We start from the raw sequence: 17,721 nt of genomic DNA on the forward strand, positions 1-17,721 counted from the left end.
GCAAAAATCGTGAAGAGAAGATTGATCTGGAGGCTTCCAGGTGTTTTGAACCGCAAGGTTCAGGACGTCCGAGCCCGGTTCCAATGAAACCAAGGATGACCTAGCCGGTCGGATCTGGTGGAGGGATCGGAGGTAGGAAGGAAGCCTGTCACTCTGGTCGGTTGTTGTTGTCATTTTGAGGGACTTGTCCTGAGGAATGGCTCTGATGACTTACTGATGGCCGTTGCCTGACCGCGCGGTCCTGGATCACATCTCGAGAAGCTGGTCTTAAAGACAGACTGCAAGCGAACTGCTCGGCGTAGTTCCAATAAAGCAGATCTGTCGAACACGTCGATGGCATCATGAGAAGGGCTGGTTGTAAAAGGTAACCGGTCCGCCACGCATTGGGGAAACCTGATGGGTGGCTATATTGATGAGCATTGGCAATGAGAACGATTAAGTGTCGTAAGGGCATTTGGTGGATGCCTTGGCATGCACAGGCGAAGAAGGACGTGATACGCTGCGATAAGCCGTGGGGAGCTGCGAATGAGCTTTGATCCATGGATCTCCGAATGGGGCAACCCACCTTAGATACCTAGAAAGTTTAAGCCGTCTTTCGGGACGGTTTAGGTTTCTAGGTATTGTTAAAAGGTATCTTACCTTCGAATAAAATAGGGGTAAGAAGCGAACGCAGGGAACTGAAACATCTAAGTACCTGCAGGAAAGGACATCAACCGAGACTCCGCAAGTAGTGGCGAGCGAACGCGGACCAGGCCAGTGGCAATCAGGAATAAAGCCGAACGCTTTGGAAAAGGCGGCCGCAGCGGGTGATAGCCCCGTAGGCGTAGAACACTGATTGTCCTAGAGTAGGGCGGGACACGTGAAATCCTGTCTGAACATGGGGAGACCACTCTCCAAGCCTAAGTACTCGTGCATGACCGATAGCGAACAAGTACCGTGAGGGAAAGGTGAAAAGCACCCCGACAAGGGGAGTGAAATAGAACCTGAAACCGGATGCCTACAAACAGTCGGAGGGCGCAAGCCTGACGGCGTACCTTTTGTATAATGGGTCAACGACTTAGTGTAACTAGCAAGCTTAAGCCGGTAGGTGTAGGCGCAGCGAAAGCGAGTCTGAACAGGGCGTTCAGTTAGTTGCATTAGACCCGAAACCGAGTGATCTAGCCATGAGCAGGTTGAAGGTTGGGTAACACCAACTGGAGGACCGAACCCGCATCTGTTGCAATAGATTGGGATGACTTGTGGCTAGGGGTGAAAGGCCAATCAAACTCGGAAATAGCTGGTTCTCCGCGAAAACTATTTAGGTAGTGCGTCGATCGAATACCCCGGGGGGTAGAGCACTGGATGGGCTATGGGGACTCACCGTCTTACTGATCCTAACCAAACTCCGAATACCCGGGAGTACTAATCGGCAGACACACGGCGGGTGCTAACGTCCGTCGTGAAAAGGGAAACAACCCTGACCTCCAGCTAAGGTCCCCAAGTCATGGCTAAGTGGGAAAGGATGTGAGGATCCCAAAACAACCAGGATGTTGGCTTAGAAGCAGCCATCATTTAAAGAAAGCGTAACAGCTCACTGGTCTAATTAAGGGTCTTTGCGCCGAAAATGTAACGGGGCTAAAGCCATGCACCGAAGCTGAGGATACGTGACTTGTCACGTGTGGTAGCGGAGCGTTCCGTAAGCCTGTGAAGGAGGACCCGTGAGGGCCTCTGGAGGTATCGGAAGTGCGAATGTTGACATGAGTAACGATAAAGAGGGTGAGAGACCCTCTCGCCGAAAGACCAAGGGTTCCTGCTTAAAGTTAATCTGAGCAGGGTTAGCCGGCCCCTAAGCCGAGGCAGAAATGCGTAGGTGATGGGAACCACGTTAATATTCGTGGGCCTGGTGGTAGTGACGGATCGCAAAAATTGTTCAACCTTATTGGATTGGTTGGGCAGTGGGGCGGTTCCAGGAAATAGCTCCACCGTATAGACCGTACCCGAAACCGACACAGGTGGTCAGGTAGAGTATACCAAGGCGCTTGAGAGAACTATGTTGAAGGAACTCGGCAAATTGCACGCGTAACTTCGGAAGAAGCGTGACCCCATTTTGGGCAACCATAATGGGGTGGCACAGACCAGGGGGTAGCGACTGTTTATCAAAAACACAGGGCTCTGCGAAGTCTAAAGACGACGTATAGGGTCTGACGCCTGCCCGGTGCTGGAAGGTTAAGAGGAGAGGTGCAAGCTTTGAATCGAAGCCCCAGTAAACGGCGGCCGTAACTATAACGGTCCTAAGGTAGCGAAATTCCTTGTCGGGTAAGTTCCGACCTGCACGAATGGCGTAACGACTTCCCCGCTGTCTCCAACATAGACTCAGTGAAATTGAATTCCCCGTGAAGATGCGGGGTTCCTGCGGTCAGACGGAAAGACCCCGTGCACCTTTACTATAGCTTTACACTGGCATTCGTGTCGGCATGTGTAGGATAGGTGGTAGGCTTTGAAGCGGGGACGCCAGTCTTCGTGGAGCCATCCTTGAAATACCACCCTTATCGTCATGGATGTCTAACCGCGGTCCGTTATCCGGATCCGGGACAGTGTATGGTGGGTAGTTTGACTGGGGCGGTCGCCTCCGAAAGAGTAACGGAGGCGCGCGATGGTGGGCTCAGACCGGTCGGAAATCGGTCGTCGAGTGCAATGGCATAAGCCCGCCTGACTGCGAGACTGACAAGTCGAGCAGAGACGAAAGTCGGTCATAGTGATCCGGTGGTCCCGCGTGGAAGGGCCATCGCTCAACGGATAAAAGGTACGCCGGGGATAACAGGCTGATGACCCCCAAGAGTCCATATCGACGGGGTTGTTTGGCACCTCGATGTCGGCTCATCGCATCCTGGGGCTGGAGCAGGTCCCAAGGGTTTGGCTGTTCGCCAATTAAAGCGGTACGTGAGCTGGGTTCAGAACGTCGTGAGACAGTTCGGTCCCTATCTGCCGTGGGTGTAGGAATATTGACAGGATCTGTCCCTAGTACGAGAGGACCGGGATGGACATATCTCTGGTGGACCTGTTGTCCTGCCAAGGGCATAGCAGGGTAGCTATATATGGAATGGATAACCGCTGAAGGCATCTAAGCGGGAAACCAACCTGAAAACGAGTATTCCCTATCAGGGCCGTGGAAGACGACCACGTTGATAGGCCGGGTGTGGACGTGCAGCAATGCATGAAGCTTACCGGTACTAATCGCCCGATTGGCTTGATCGTTCTCATTGATTATGCTCATCGAACGAAGTTCGATGTGCCTAAGACCTTTGTCCTGACGGCGTACGCAAACCTTTGGTTTGCTGCCTGCGGACGGCCCGCGCCACATGGCGCGACGGCCTCTGGCCTGTATGGGTGCCCAAAGCGCCATCGGGTCTGGAAAGGTTTAAAGACGTGTTCAAAGACTAAAAAATGAGGTTTACCTCAACCAGCTTCTCAAAAATGTTGCGCTTCGCTGACCTGGTGGTTATTGCGGGGCGGCCGCACCCGTTCCCATTCCGAACACGGCCGTGAAACGCCCCTGCGCCAATGGTACTCCGTCTCAAGACGCGGGAGAGTAGGTCGCTGCCAGGTCTGCAAAACGCAACATATCTTCTCGATCCACGAAATCTGCGGCCCCTGGCCGACCCAAGGGCCGCCCACAAAGCGGCCCTTTTGCTTTGCAGAATATGAAAACTTCGGGGTGCAATCGTTCTGCGTCCCTTACAGGAGACAAATCGCCTTCGGCAATTTGCTCCGGAACAAGGCGTAACCGCTCAACCGGTTACGCCAACGCGACAAAACCAAAACGGTTTTGCGCTTCGCTATTTTGCCTTCGGCAAAAAGCTTATAACGCGGGGTGGAGCAGCCCGGTAGCTCGTCAGGCTCATAACCTGAAGGCCGCAGGTTCAAATCCTGCCCCCGCAACCAAAAACAAAATAATCCCGACGATCCAAACAAAGCCCCGCAACGGGGCCGCTTGCGTTTCCGGCCAAGGCGTGGATTTACGTCATTGGGCGTAGTTGCATCATCACAAAGAGTTTCTTCCTTCCCGGTGCGATTTGCTGTTCGCTTCGAATTCCGAAGCGGAGGCGCATTCTCGTCTTTTCCATCGAAGGGCGGAAGCGTTGAAGCCTTGAACCGTCAATGGCCTGAATGGCGTGTTGGTGCATTGGGAAGACCGGCGAAGCGAGTGGCGCGCATGAGCTTGCTCTTGAGAAAATCAATGAAATTGCTGGCGTCGGCAGCGGTGGTGCAGATGACCATTGCCGCGATTGTCTTTGTTGTAATTACATATAATTACCAAGGAAATTTCCTGAATTCTTTGCTTTATACTTCGGTTTGCTTTCTCTTGATGCAGGCCGGCTATTTGGCAGGTATCTTCTATGCGGCATGGTCCGAGCACAGGCGGAAATCATCCTAGTTTGATTCCTTGGAATGACCGATTTTTATCCTGATCGAAGGGTGGGTTATGACGAACGACATCTGGATATCCATCAGGTTGCGGCTTGAAAGAGAATGGCGGGTGCTTGATCCGGAGCGGAAGGCCTCTCCGCTGTCGTTGGAAGGACACCAGGACGATCACGTGCTGCCGGCTTTGCCCAGGCGGCGGCTGCGCATCGGAAGGGTCGATTGAGCCTCGACCGCCGTTGTTACCGGACGGCATCGACAGCAGGGCAGCTTCGGCCGCCGCGCCAGGTCGGCTCGGTTTTCCGGTTGATCCTGTGGAGATCGCCTGACCCTCGTGTTTCCTGATGCGTCCAGGAACAGAACCACGCTGACACGGAGCCTGCCATGTCTTGTCTCAGCAATGCCAAACACTGGCTGTCTGCACTATCGGATGGGGACGTTCGGGACATCGCTCGGCAGATCGACAAAGACGGCATTTTTTGCTCTCCCAACTTTCTGGCAGCCGAAGATCTCAGCCGGATGCAAAATTTTGTCGCCTCCGCGATCACGCGCGAGGGCCGCCAGACGATTTCGCTGAAAAGCGATGGGCTGGCGGGATCAGGCCTCGACGACCTCGGCAATTCCCCGGAATTCAAGGCTCTCTTTTCCCGCCTCTATTCCATCGGTCTGGGCCGACCTGCGCCTGACGTTAAATTCTATCAGATTCTTCGATGCCTTACGGGCAAAAGCGTGACGGAACACTCCTTGATCTTTCACTATGATTCCTACGCGATCACGGCGCTTCTACCAATTGAAATCCCGAAATTCGGCAGGCGCGGCGACTTCCTGATTATCCCCAATACCCGCGGAATCCGATCGAATTACCTCTTCAATCTCGCCGACAAAGCGATCCTCGACAATGCGCTCACCCAGCGCATCCTGCGCAATCGCGCATCCGGCGGAAAGGGCATGCAGCATGTGTCGTTGGTTCCGGGCAATCTCTATCTCTTCTGGGGCTATCGCAGCATTCACACGAATGAGCCTGTCGACGAAGGCGCTGTGCGGGCGACGGCGTTGTTCCATTATGCCGATCCGCACGCCGACAGTTACCTGAAGCGGCAGCTCGGCCGGGGTTAGTCCGATATTTCCCGTCGCCGACTAGGCCGGGACGACCTCGGCGCCAGGCGACAGGGCGGACCTGTAGACGCTGAGCGTCTCGCGGGCGACGCGTTCGATCGTCAGATTGTTGATCTGCAGCTGACTCCGTCCCTTCCACATATCAAGCCGCTCGGGATCCGCCAGCAGGTCGCAGAGAACGGCTGCCAAGGCTTGTGGATCGCGCGGTGGAACAAGTATCCCGGCCTCGCCGAAACCGAGCAGCTGCGGGATGCCATCCACGTCCGTGCCGATCACCGCACAGGCCGCCTCCCGCGCTTCCGACAGGACGAGTGGAGCAGGATCGGCATGGGAAGGAAGCACAAAAATGTCGGCGCCTAACATGTAGGGAAAGGGTTCGTCGATGGCGCCGACAAATGTGATGGCGCTTGCGCAGCCCGTTTCGCTGGCCAATTGTCGGTAGGCGGCTTCGAAGGGGCCCCCGCCGGCGATATAAAGATGGCTGTCGGGATATTCCTCGTGTGCCAGGCGGAAGGCTTCCAGGAGATCAGGCAATCCTTTTCTGGGATGCAGTCCTCCCACGAAAAGTATGCTTGGACTGCGAAGGGACGCCGGCGTCCTGTCGCGCCCTTCGAACCGAGCCGATCCGATTGTGCCGTTGAGGACGACGTGTAGTTTCGATGCCGCTATGCCGCGCTCCTGCATCGATTTTCCGACGGCTTGGCTAACGGCAATCACGCATGTGCCAAGCCCCATCAGCACGGCGCTTTTTTCAAATGCATTGTGAACGGTCGTAATAAGCGGCGTCGACGATAAACGACAGGCGGGGACCGAGAGAACCGCGCTCGTCATCATATGCGCATGCACGATATCCGGCTTCCAGTCGCGGATGAGGCGTCGCAGCGCCCAAAGCGACTTGAGCACGGTCAGAGGCTTTCTCTGCTGATCGACGAAAACCGTTTCTACCCTGTTGCGGGCGAGCAATCCGTCGAAATCGCCTCCACCGCTTGCCATGCAGACAGTGTGGCCGAGCTTTACCTGGGCGCAGGCGAGGTCGACAGCCGCATGCACATTGCCGTTCAATCGCCTGGTGTGGTTCAGAACATGCATGATCCGCATAGGGGGCTCACGGGGTTGTGGGAGAGGGTATCAGAAGCGGCGAGGGTGCCGGCTCCATCTGAGGAGAAGCTTCGATCGCTCCCGTTGGTTGAGGGACCTTCCTTTCGAACCCGAGAGCGGCTTCCGCATCGAGGGTGGAGACACGTGCTGTCGGCTGGTAGTTGAACCCGCCATGGCGTCCGTAGGACTGTATTCCAAACGCACGCAGCGCAGCGATGGCCTCTTCCGCCTGGCGGGCGGCGTCCCGGCTGTAGACTGGATAGGCATTGGTCAGGACCTGGGCGCCCTCGAGCTTCAGATCCCCTCGAAACAGCCCGTTCGCCGAAACATGCGCGCGAAAATCCAATTCGGCCACCTCGACCGGGCTGTCCGGTCGGTCGGCAACGACTTCGACGGCGAAATATTCCCGCCCATGAGCCTGGCCGTAGAAGTCGGAATAGACCGTCAAGCGCTTCCATGCGCCATCATGCGAGAAATTGTAGACGATCGGCTGCTGAAAGCCACGCTCTCCGCTGAAGCTGAAATAGAGGCTGATTAGGGTGGTGGTATTGAGGACGTGCGGTCGCTCGATGGCGCACAGGGTCTGCATCCGCTCGATCGGAATCGTCGAAAACAGCCGACCTGCGGTAATCACCCGGTCCTCCAGCCTCAATTGGAAACCGTTCTCCAACCGATCGATTGCGACTGGTTTGACGCCCAGCGCGAATTGCACGCCTCGTTTCTCCAGGTTTTCTTGAGCGAGCCGGTAAAGAGGTGCAAATCCGGATTTGGGGCGGGCAAGCTGCTTGTTGGTCGGGCTCTGGCGTCCCGTACGAAAAAGGCGGCGAGCGAGGTTGCCCAGCGAGGCATGTTCGCTGATCCACAGCATCCTTTTTTTCGCCAGATCGATATCGATCTGATCAAGCGCAATCCCGTAAAACCTCCGCATATAGGATTCCAGGCCGGACCTCCGGAGAAGCTCGGCGCCGATCCAGTAGCGTGAAAAGTCTCTTGCGTTGCGCATTTCGCGCTGGAACAGGCGTGCATAGAACACCGACCCGAAGATGCGCATCATCCCTTTGGCGCCGGCGCGCAAAATATCGTCCCGCAACGAAATCGGATAATCTGTGACCATTTTCTGGGGGTTCAACCGCCCCCAGCGAGGCTCAATCGGCACATAGAGAGGGAGGAGTTCGGGAAAATGCGTCAACAGGGGGGAATCGTCCTGGAAAATCAGGCTTCCTATGTCGAATGTATATCCATTCGTCGACCAGTCCATGTGGTTCCCGCCGATGTGGCCGTATTCATCGACGATCAGGATTTGCTGACATCCTTGGTTGGCCAGCACGGCAGCCGAAACGAGGCCGCTAACTCCCGCTCCCAAAACAATCGCATCATACTCAAGATCCGCTGCCTTTTGCGGGGTAGGGAACTTCGTTTCATGCATGCGGGTCTCCATCGTTTGATCTAGTACTTCTGAGTTACCCTGGTGGCGGAAATTAAATATATAGTTGGCGTATCTCGTTATTGCTCAAATAAATACCGGAATGGTTATATTTTTGGCAGATATACTAATTGGTATATAGTAATTTAACTTGAAGGCATTTGTCTATGTCTGTTACACTCCGCCATCGGCACGGATGCACCCCCTCTTCTGCGGATGCGTTCGGGGAAACTTCTGTCAGGGATTTTGGATTGGCGCTGGCCCGTCAAGGCGCGCTGGTTCCGGTAACTTGCGAGGGGAATGCTGGATGCCGCGCTGGAGCCTCGATGATCTCAATCGACCCCTTCATTCCATAGAGCTGATTGCGACGGACGTGTTCGATACCCTGTTGTTGCGCAATGGCCTGTCCCAGCGGTCGCGCATCATTGCGGGCGAAAAGATGTTCGCCCGCTTTCTGCAAGGCCAGGGTTCGCCCATGTGCCCCGACGAACTGATCCGGGCCAGACTGCTTGCCGAAAAGATGGCATATCGTGCCCTCAACATGGGAGGCGACCGGGGCGAGGTGTGCCTTTCCGATGTCATCTGCCGCCAACTCGCTATTCTCGGGTTGTCGCGCTCCGTAGTGGAGAAGCGGATCGCTATCGAGATTGAAATCGAAAAGCGGGCGCTTTTTGCGAATGGCGACTTTGCCATGCTGTTGAGGCGCCATCGTCAAGCCGGTGTGAGGGTCGTGGCGATCACCGATACGGGGCTGTCCGGTGAAAAAGTCGGCGAACTCATCGACCATTTTCACGGCCCCGGCCTCCTGGACAAGATCTATTCAAGCGCGGACCTGAAGGCCAGCAAGCGACAGGGCGATCTGTTTTCTCTGGTTCTGGAGGCGGAAAGGGTGGACGCTTCGCGCACGCTGCACCTCGGCGATGACCTCCTTGCCGATTGCCTCGTACCAAGGAGCATGGGGATACAGACCATCCATATGCCGAAGAACCGCCTCAAGCGGCTCGTTTCAAAAGGCAACGGAGCCCTGGCAGAAGGGCTGCGGCAAATCAGAAGTGGATCGGCCTCCCGCGGGGTCATACCGCCGATCGGCGATCAGGTTCACTTCGGTGAACATGTATTCGGCCCGATCGTCGCAGAATTCTGTCTCATGCTGTGGCTATATGGGCAGCAGGTGAGTTCGGACCGTGATGCGACGATGCTGTTTTGCGCGCGCGGGGGACTTGGCATACGGGAAGCTTTCGAACGTCTCCAATCCGTGCTCGACCTGCCTCTTTCGTTAAAACGCGAGAATATCCTGATTTCGCGCCTGATTGCTGCCCGCTCGGCGGTGGCGGCCAGAAGCCCGGTTGCCCTCGATGAACTGGCGCGCGAATTCGAATGCGCAAGTTTCGCCGCCGTTGCAAATGCGCTCGGCAACGGTTCTTATCATCTACCTGACGAGTGGCAGCAGATTTTTGATGCGAGCCGCTTTTTCGACATGCTCGATACGACTGCCGGCAGCGTTGTGGCGCAAGACATCGACAGTCAGAATGACTACTTCAAAATCCATATCGGGCAAATCGCAGGTGATGCCAAACGTATTCTCCTCTGCGACACCGGGCTCTACGGCAGCACCCAAAGACTTCTGTCCGCCGGGCTACCGGAGCATCGTTTCGAAACGGTGCAGTTTGCGCGATGCAATTACAAGGGGCTTAGCGAAGACCATTTTCCCAATGTGGCGGGTCTCGTGGTGGAGGATCGCTTCTACGACCCCTTCAAGACGAGGACGGTGGTCCTGCGGTACTGGCATATCATCGAGAGTCTTTTTGAGCCGGCCATACCTTCCGTCAAAACGCTCAGCATGGGACATGACGGCACGGTGCTCGGCAATTCGGGAGAGATTCGCTTCGGCAGGCTCGATCCAGCCGCTGGCAATCCGCTTCTCACCGGCGCGCTGCGCTACATCGATGGTCTCTCCAGCGGCGCGCAGGTCCTGGGTGATGCGGATCGGGCCTGGCTGAGACTTAAACAAGCGATTATAAATCCGTCGAAGGCGGATATGGTCGCCTTGGGCGTCGCTCCCCGATCGGTTGATTTCGGGCGAGGTGAATTCATCGCGACAGTTACACCGGCGACACGAGCCGGGATGGCGCGCAAGTTGGTGGCGGTGAAATCTCAGCTGTGGCGCGAGGGAGCGATTGCGCAGGAGTTTCCGCGTTTGAAGCCGGCCTTGCTCCGCGCCGTTGGAATGGCGCATGTCCTTCGGGGCTTCTCGGCCAAACTGAACCGTTGAAGAGCATCAAGGACAATACCGACGACGGAAACGAAGCAGGCTTTCTTGTTGGAGCCGGGTAGAGAGACAGAGGCATGGTGAAGAATGCTTGCGTTCGCAGCTCTCAAAGGAGCCAGTTGGCTCGTCTTTTCCCGCTTTGTCGGACGGTTTATCGACTTTTTCAACCTACTCATTCTGGCTCGCCTGTTGTCCCCCGCGGAATTTGGACTGGCGGCGCTCGCAATGGCGCTGGTCGTGGTCATCGATACGGTTCTGGAGGTTCCGGTCACCCAGGCACTGGTGCGACTGAAGGTACTCGATAAGAGCCACCTTGATACCGGCTTCACACTCGGTGTGTTGAGAAGTTCGGCGATCGCCGCGATCTTTCTTGTCGCGACCTGGCCGTATTCGCTGGTGAATGGAAATCCCCTGCTCGTTCCGGTGATCGCCGCCATGGCGCTCGGCCCTATCGCGAAGGGGTTCATGAGTCCCGCCATGGTGCATTTTGCACGCGCGCTCGAATTTCGCCCGACATTCGCGATCGAAACGATCAGCAAGCTCTGCGCTTTTGTGGCCGCTGTCGCCACCGTCGTTGCAGGAGGCGGCTATTGGGCGATCGTCGTCAATTTCGTGATCACCGCATTCGTCGCCACCGTCGCTTCTTATATCGTGGCCCCTTACAGACCTGCGTTCTCGCTGAACCGGCTCTCCGATTTTGCGGGCTTTATCGGCTGGTTTAGTTCGGCGCAATTGGTGTCCGCCTTGAATTGGCAGTTCGATCGTTTCCTGATTGGCTCTGCCGGAACCAGCGCCATGCTCGGCCGCTACGCCGTCGCAAGCGACATCGCCGTCATCCCGACCCAGAGCATAATCGGCCCGGCGCTGCAGCCGGTCATGGCAGCGTTTTCGCAGATCAGTTCGAATGCGGACCGAATGAGGACGGCTTTCCTCAAGGCAAGTCGTTTCGCGATGCTGATTTCGCTTCCTGTTTGCGTCGGCCTCTCCCTGACGGCAGATCTCGTGACCGCTATCCTGCTCGGAGCGCAATGGAGCGATGCTGCTCCCTATCTCAGCCTGCTCGCCCTTTCAGTCATTCCGATACCGTATTTCCAGACGCTCTATTCCGCGAGCCTCGCTCTCGATCATCCCTCCGTCATTTTCCGGCTCAATGTGATCGACCTGTGCTTCCGGGTCGTCCTGATCTCTGTGGGCTTCTATCTTCTGGCAGCCCATGGAGCGAGCATCGGCCGAATCCTGGTCGCTTCCGTCATGGCTGTCTTCTACGTTGTCGAGGCACGGCGGCTGTTCGGGCCGGGACCATGGCAGCAGTTCCGGAACCTCTGGAAAGTTCTGACTTCCGCGGCCGTCATGGCAATTGCCGTCATCTGGTTGCGAACGGCAATGCCGGCGTCCGGTCTGCCCGTCGTGATACAGCTTATCGCGGTCGCGAGCGCGGGCGCAGCCACCTACCTCGTCACATTGTTCGGACTGGGCATGCGGATTTCCCTTACAGCTGGAAGACCTGATCTGGTCGATCGGTAGTCCGCTCAGGTCAGCGCCCGAATGAGCCCGCGCGTCGAGCGGGTCCCCGCACCCAGACGATAGGCAAGCGCCTTTCGGGCGCGATCTCTGGGAAGCAGACTGATGGCCGTGAAAAATAGTGTCATGGAAACCTTCATCCGCAGCGGATTTTTGTCCCGCCACAACCGCCCCACAAGCCCAGCCAGGCTGGCGAAGGAAATCCGTTCGTCCTCCGCTACCGCAAGATAAAAGCGCCGCTCACGATAGAAGTAGGCATGCTCGGCGGATACGAGAGCGGACCGATAGCCATAGCCTGGCAGGATCCGGCGTAGATGCTCCGTCCTGGCGACGAATCTCTGAAGATCCCGATGCAAAGCCTGTGTATTCAATTCGTCACCGAAGCCGGAATCGTTGCGGTCATGGACCCGGTAAAGACCGAGCGGCTGCGGCAGACTCACCACGTCGCCGATAAATGGTGCGGCGAACAGGATGATGCCATCGACAGCCCTGTCATAGTCTGCGTCCTTCAGGAGCTCGCACACGTCGCGTCTGAAAACGTTGCCCGAGGTCGGAGGTGTCGCGTAGGCACCGGTACGCAAGACCCGCCCGGCCAGTTCACGCCCTCTGAACGCCTGGAGTTCGGGTATCGGGCCGCTGATGACATTGCCGTCGCCATCGATCCGCTTCAACGGAAACTGAAGTTTCGCAACACCGTCGTCCAGGTTGGCGAGGATCACCTCCAATGCCTCGGGAAGAAGCTCATCATCGGCATCCAGAAATAGGACGAAGGGTGCCTGTGTCTGCTCAAGTCCAAAAAGACAGGCCCTGCGTTGACCGCCGTTTGCAAGTCGAAACGCGCGCACCCCCAGTTCGCGGATCACCTCCCACGAGCCATCGGTGGAGCCGTCGTCGATCACGAGGATCTGGCACTGCCTGCAATTTTGCGAGAGGACGCTTTCAACCGCGCGCCTGATGAATTGGGAATAGTTGAAGCAGGTGATGATGATCGCAAGCTTGCAGATTCGGCCCTCCTGATCATCGGTGAATTGTTCAGATCCGGAGGAATCCTGCACCTGCGGCGGCGTTCGCGGGGAAGCCAATGGGCCGGCGGTCATGACCTCACCCTGTTGACTACGGTGCCGATCACCGGCGCGCCGGCGCGCCGCAACTGGTTGTGAACATCCTTCACCTCGTCAATTGTCGTGCGTCCGCTCTTTGCGACGATCAGGACGGCATCGGCATGAAATGCCAGCGCCAGCGCATCCAGGGAGGTTTCAAGGGCGGGAAGATCGAAGATGACATCCCCCTTCAGCCGAGCCGTCTCCAGAATCCGCAATACGCTGGGATGGCGGAAGTCCGCAAAAATATCGATATGCGGGTCCGTCGAGTGGATCGGTAGAGTGGCAATGCCATCGAGATTGCCGAACGACAGTTGATCCGCCTTCAGACCCGAGATCGCCACGTCGGCCAGAGAGGTTGAGGAACTGGATGTTTCTTCGACCACGGACGGCAGGCCCGAATAGAAGAACGTCACATGGTGGCCGCTTCGGCTCAGAAGCTGCGCCATGCTGAGAGACAGGGTCGAGACGCCCGTCGCGGCCGTAGCCCCGATGAACGCGATCACGATGTTTCTTTCCCGCCGTTGCGATGCGCAGGCGACATCGACGGAGGTTTTCAGGTCGCGGATGACACTGGCATATCGTTGAAGCGCCGGGCTATCGAAATGCCACCCGATGCCTGCCGTTTTTCCGGTGTCGGGGACCGTCGCCAGGCATGGAATGCCGGCTTCCTGCGAGAGTTCCTTCGTATCGCGCACCCGGCGATCAAAGGCCACGTTGATAGCTATGGTCGACATCCCGACCAGAAACCCCAGCAGCCCGCCCAATGCGGCGATCAGCGTCTTGCGGGGGCCGGAGGGATTGAGTGGTGGAAGCGCTGCGCCGATGATCCGCGCATCGGCATCCGGCGTGGCCAGCACGGGTAACGTGCCGTTCCTCATCGCCTCCCGGGCAGCGTTGACCTGGGCAGCCAGCGCGTCCAGTCGTCCTTGCAGCGTGTCCGTGCCAGCGCGCGCCACCTGTTCTTTCGAGGCAAGCGATTGGAGGATGTATCCAGACACCATGGCATTTGCGACACGGGCAGGAAGGTTCTGATTGTATGACCAGAATTCGATTTCGACGACGTAAGATTGCCCCACCCGCCGCGCGCTCAGCCGTTTGACGAAATTCGCGAAGGCAATGCGTCGTGCGTTTTCGCGGGGATCTACGGTCGGATCCAGAGCATCCTCGGCCCGCCGTGATGTCTTGCCAAGCGTCGTCAACCCGTTGTCCACGAGCGTCGATACCGTGTCCTGTACCTGAACCGCCAGCCCGCTGAATTCCTTCGGTGGCCGGGGACCGAGTTCGGCGTCGCCCTGAAGGACAAGGCTGTCGAAGACGGCGGATAGAAGCCGCTCCGAACGGATGATCTGCAATTCGCTTTCGGCGCTGTTCAGGTCCAGGTTCTGTTGCCCGCTGATGTCGCGGCCGGCGGACGCAAATTGCCGCGGCTCCAGCAGAAGCGTTGCCGTGGCATTGTACACCTTGGGGAGAGAGTTCGCGTAAAGAAAGGCGAGCAGAAACCCGGCCGTCGTGCACGCGACAAGCCGTATCTTGTTACGCCACGCAAGCGCGATCATCAGGCGCAGCAGCGCGAGAGGACCTTCGCCGCCATCGCCGATCGGTGCGCGATCCGTGCGCCACATGCGGGAAGCTTCCTCCAGAGGGCCAGGTCTGTTGAAAGTCATTTGGCTTTCCCTCCGGCTCGCAGCGGACGATCGCTGAAGACCGGCAACCGAGCGGCTCGCTCAGGCTCCAGGCGTCCTCGCAGAACATCCGCAAAGCCCATGATATTGCCTTTGACCCTCCCGCGTCGATCGATAAACGGTTCCGCCCATAACAGCCGGCCGAAATTGCTGGCGATGTTGCGCAGAACCTGGTCGGCAACCTGCGCAAGCGTCATGGTGCCCTTGCGCATCATGTAAAGCGGGTTGACGATCTGAGAATATCCCAGCCGCTCACCGCTCACGCGGCCGCTCTTGACGCCCATATGTATGCCGCAGGCCTCGTCCGATTTGACGAAGCGTCCACCCTGCTTGGCAAGCGCGGCCGCGAAATCACGATCCTCCAGCCAGCCATACAGGACCAGCCGTTCGTCGAACCTTGCGTCGCCGATGGCGGACATGCGGAAGGCCATGTTGCAGCCATAGGGACTGTAGGGTTCATGCCACCTCGAACCAGGGGATGGGGCACGATCCAGAAGGCGAAGGGCCTCATCGAAGAGGATGCCGGGGCCTTTGATTCCGTCGGCGATCACGTGCCCCGTCAACCCAACGAGGCGGCTTTCATCGCGAAACGCGCAGACGGTGGATGTCAGCCAATTTGCGTGGGCGACGAAATCATCGTCGAAAAAGACGACCACGTCCGTTCCGGCGGGCAGGTTGTCGAGCGCTCTGTTGCGTTGGGCTGCAAGGCCCGCCTTTCCGGTGATGATCGTCACTTCGGGATCGGAAACCAGATCACCGGCGTCCGACGCATCGACGCAGGACACCACCACCATATCCGGTCGAACCGTCTGGGTTGCGAGAAGATGGCGCACCGTCGCGCTGACGACGGCCGGGCGACCGCGGGTGGCGATGACAACCGCCAGGTTAAGTTCCGTCGACCTTGGCGATTTATGCGGAACTAGGTCTTTCGCGGGGTTCTGGAGCAGTTCCCGATAACCCGCTGCGGTATTCGTCCAAGAAAAGTTGCGCACCTGCTCCAAGCCCCGACCGCGCAACTCGCCTTTGAGCAGATCGGACCCCTTCAGGGCTGCGATATGCCTGATCCACTCCTCCGGCTGGAAGGGGGAGGCAATCAGCGCCGCCGCCCCGCATACTTCAGGCATGCTGGCGCAATCGGACGCCACGACGGGGCAACCCAAGGCCATGGCTTCGACAATAGGTAGCCCAAAGCCCTCGGTGATGGAGGGGAACACCAGACAGAGTGCATGTTTCAGAAAATAGGCAAGATCGTCGTCAGACACCCGCCCCACGAGAAGGAGGTTGGGCCGTTTTTCGAGAAGGTCAGGGGCAAAAATACCGGCACTTCCGCCGGCGACGATGATGTCGATATCCAGGTCGTCAAGAGCCGCTGCCGCCTTCATCAGCAACCCAAGGTTCTTGTGGTGGGCACGAGATGCAAGCGCCAGAACGAATTGTCGGCCTTTTGCGCCTATGGCGCTGACCATTTGCGGTGCGACCTTCGCCAGCCGGGCATCCCACTCGAGAGCGTGTTCGTGGCCATTGGGCAGGACGGCAATATCTTTCTGTCGGACAGGCAGATAGCGGGCGAGTTGCCGGGCCGATGCGTGAGAGACGGTGGCGATGCGAGCGGAACGTCGAACCAGGAGCGGATGCAGTCGGGAGTAGGCCATACGGAAGGCGCGGCCATAACTTTCCGGGGCGGCGAAAATGTTGGCGTCATGGATGCAGACGATCTGATCCTTCTTGAGCACGGGTGCCGAATTGCAAAGATTGAGCAGCGGCCCCCGGCAAGTGCGGGCAAGCACGGTCTGCTCCCACGCGTGCCCGCCGAAATCGCCGGCGGTGACCAGCGGAAGTCGGGCAAAACCCGGGTCCGGCGTGCCGACGGGCGCGATTATCGGCAAGTGCTCTTCATCACCGAAGGTGCGGTCGAGAGCCTTGACGACATTCATCGCATAGCGCTGAACGCCGGTCGCACTTTGTGTCAGGAACCGTCCGTTGATGGCGCAGTGCTCGATTGAGCTCACGACTGCCCTCCATCATCATTCGCGCGGAAAGGGGGAGCAATGTGCGGGTACCAGGGGCGGTGGACGAGGGAGCCCCGCTCATCTGCGAATTTTCCGGTTTGCGGAAAACAGGACCGCGGCGACAAGCAGATGGCGGTCTCTTTTTGCTGAAAGTTCCTGCTGGCGATCTCAAAACTGGCTTGCAAGATGTGCTGATCCCTCGATGCTATTGCATTGCGTCTGCCGTATTGCACTCCATCCCGCGCGGAACGTCCGCCATTTTTCAACCGCCCGCCCCGCGGGGGCGGGCTCAATAATCAATAGCTGCCGTGCGCGCGCAACACCGCCGGGACGGTCTTGGCCATGATGACGATATCCCCCCAGATGCTCTGTTCTCGGACATAGCGCATGTCGAGTTCGACGCGTGCGTTGTAGCTGATGTCGTTGCGGCCGCTGATCTGCCAAAGCCCAGTCAGGCCCGGCCGAACCCGGATGTAATCCACAAAGTGGCGACCATAGAACTCCGCCTCGCTCGACACGATCGGGCGCGGGCCGACGATGCTCATATGTCCCAGGATGACGTTCAGGAGCTGGGGTATCTCGTCGGCGCTGCTCTTGCGCAGCAAGGCGCCGAGCGGCGTAATCCTGGGGTCGTTCTTCAGTTTGCGCGTGGCGGCCCATTCCGCCCCGTCCGACGGATTGGCGGAGAGATGCCGACGCAGGGCTTCATCGGCATTGGGGACCATTGTCCTGAACTTGAGACACGGGAACATCACCCCATTCTTGCCAATCCGGCGGTGCCCAACGAAGATTGGGCGACCCTGAACGGCATAAAGCAGGGCGATCAGCATCACGATCATCGGCATGAGAACGATGAGGGCAATAAGAGAAATGACCGTGTCGAGTGCCCGTTTCAGATAGACCGAGAGGCGATGAGACGCTTCGTTTCCGATCCTCGGGAAGGCGAATTGTTCGGGTGCCTGAAGATGCGTGCCGTTCATCGCATTCAAATTACCACTGACATTCATGTCATTCATCTGCTGGCTCCGTACTCTAGATAAAACACGAAAGGGTATGGGCAGACAATTTATAGCGGCATCTAGACCCACGTTAGCGCTTG

11 protein-coding genes, 1 tRNA gene and 2 rRNA genes are annotated in these 17,721 nt (G+C 57.7%); 8 read left to right on the forward strand and 6 right to left on the reverse strand.

All coding sequences use genetic code 11. The features are described from left to right. The first annotated feature begins 433 nt into the window (after positions 1 to 433). The 6 genes from ACZ9EJ_RS00020 (at position 434) to ACZ9EJ_RS00045 (ending at position 5,517) form a co-directional block, all read left to right on the forward strand. Positions 434 to 3,234: ribosomal RNA gene (locus ACZ9EJ_RS00020) — 23S ribosomal RNA — on the forward strand. Positions 3,235 to 3,470: 236 nt separating this feature from the next. Then, positions 3,471 to 3,585: ribosomal RNA gene (rrf, locus tag ACZ9EJ_RS00025) — 5S ribosomal RNA — on the forward strand. A 259-nt stretch (positions 3,586 to 3,844) separates the two neighbouring features. Next, a tRNA-Met gene (locus tag ACZ9EJ_RS00030) sits at positions 3,845 to 3,921 on the forward strand. A gap of 82 nt (positions 3,922 to 4,003) precedes the next feature. Beyond that, positions 4,004 to 4,414, forward strand: coding sequence for a hypothetical protein (locus ACZ9EJ_RS00035; RefSeq protein WP_255758446.1), 411 nt, complete (start codon positions 4,004 to 4,006; stop codon positions 4,412 to 4,414). 48 nt (positions 4,415 to 4,462) lie between these two features. Continuing rightward, on the forward strand, positions 4,463 to 4,627 hold the full coding sequence (locus tag ACZ9EJ_RS00040; RefSeq protein ID WP_251090975.1) for a hypothetical protein: 165 nt from the start codon (positions 4,463 to 4,465) through the stop codon (positions 4,625 to 4,627). Between the two features lie 293 nt (positions 4,628 to 4,920). Beyond that, positions 4,921 to 5,517 (forward strand): hypothetical protein, encoded by a 597-nt coding sequence (locus tag ACZ9EJ_RS00045; RefSeq protein ID WP_244448057.1) that lies wholly within the window; start codon positions 4,921 to 4,923, stop codon positions 5,515 to 5,517. Between the two features lie 21 nt (positions 5,518 to 5,538). Here ACZ9EJ_RS00045 and ACZ9EJ_RS00050 read toward each other — a convergent pair whose 3' ends face one another. Both ACZ9EJ_RS00050 and ACZ9EJ_RS00055 read right to left on the reverse strand, forming a co-directional pair. Further along, positions 5,539 to 6,615 (reverse strand): glycosyltransferase family 4 protein, encoded by a 1,077-nt coding sequence (locus tag ACZ9EJ_RS00050; RefSeq protein WP_046641712.1) that lies wholly within the window; start codon positions 6,613 to 6,615, stop codon positions 5,539 to 5,541. Between the two features lie 7 nt (positions 6,616 to 6,622). Next, positions 6,623 to 8,041, reverse strand: coding sequence for an NAD(P)-binding protein (locus tag ACZ9EJ_RS00055; protein ID WP_080955815.1), 1,419 nt, complete (start codon positions 8,039 to 8,041; stop codon positions 6,623 to 6,625). A 304-nt stretch (positions 8,042 to 8,345) separates the two neighbouring features. Here ACZ9EJ_RS00055 and ACZ9EJ_RS00060 point away from each other — a divergent pair, with 304 nt between their 5' ends. Further along, a complete protein-coding gene (locus ACZ9EJ_RS00060) occupies positions 8,346 to 10,310 on the forward strand; it encodes a hydrolase (RefSeq protein WP_046641711.1) in 1,965 nt (654 codons plus the stop codon). Positions 10,311 to 10,394: 84 nt separating this feature from the next. After that, complete coding sequence (locus tag ACZ9EJ_RS00065) at positions 10,395 to 11,831, forward strand: oligosaccharide flippase family protein (protein WP_046641710.1); 1,437 nt, start codon at positions 10,395 to 10,397, stop codon at positions 11,829 to 11,831. A gap of 5 nt (positions 11,832 to 11,836) precedes the next feature. Here ACZ9EJ_RS00065 and ACZ9EJ_RS00070 read toward each other — a convergent pair whose 3' ends face one another. The 4 genes from ACZ9EJ_RS00070 to ACZ9EJ_RS00085 all read right to left on the reverse strand — a co-directional run bounded on the left by ACZ9EJ_RS00070 (position 11,837) and on the right by ACZ9EJ_RS00085 (position 17,638). Next, the gene (locus ACZ9EJ_RS00070; RefSeq protein ID WP_080955814.1) at positions 11,837 to 12,925 is read right to left on the reverse strand and encodes a glycosyltransferase family 2 protein; all 1,089 of its coding nucleotides are present in this window, start codon (positions 12,923 to 12,925) and stop codon (positions 11,837 to 11,839) included. After that, entirely contained in the window at positions 12,922 to 14,487 is a 1,566-nt protein-coding gene (locus ACZ9EJ_RS00075) for a Wzz/FepE/Etk N-terminal domain-containing protein (protein ID WP_476098492.1), read from the reverse strand. Before ACZ9EJ_RS00075 ends, ACZ9EJ_RS00070 begins: the two co-directional genes overlap by 4 nt. A 104-nt stretch (positions 14,488 to 14,591) precedes the next feature. Continuing rightward, on the reverse strand, positions 14,592 to 16,622 hold the full coding sequence (locus ACZ9EJ_RS00080; protein WP_046641708.1) for a glycosyltransferase family 4 protein: 2,031 nt from the start codon (positions 16,620 to 16,622) through the stop codon (positions 14,592 to 14,594). Between the two features lie 296 nt (positions 16,623 to 16,918). Beyond that, complete coding sequence (locus ACZ9EJ_RS00085) at positions 16,919 to 17,638, reverse strand: sugar transferase (protein WP_080954237.1); 720 nt, start codon at positions 17,636 to 17,638, stop codon at positions 16,919 to 16,921. Positions 17,639 to 17,721: the final 83 nt, after the last annotated feature.

The sequence above is a fragment of the Neorhizobium sp. USDA 3394 genome (assembly GCF_056280385.1).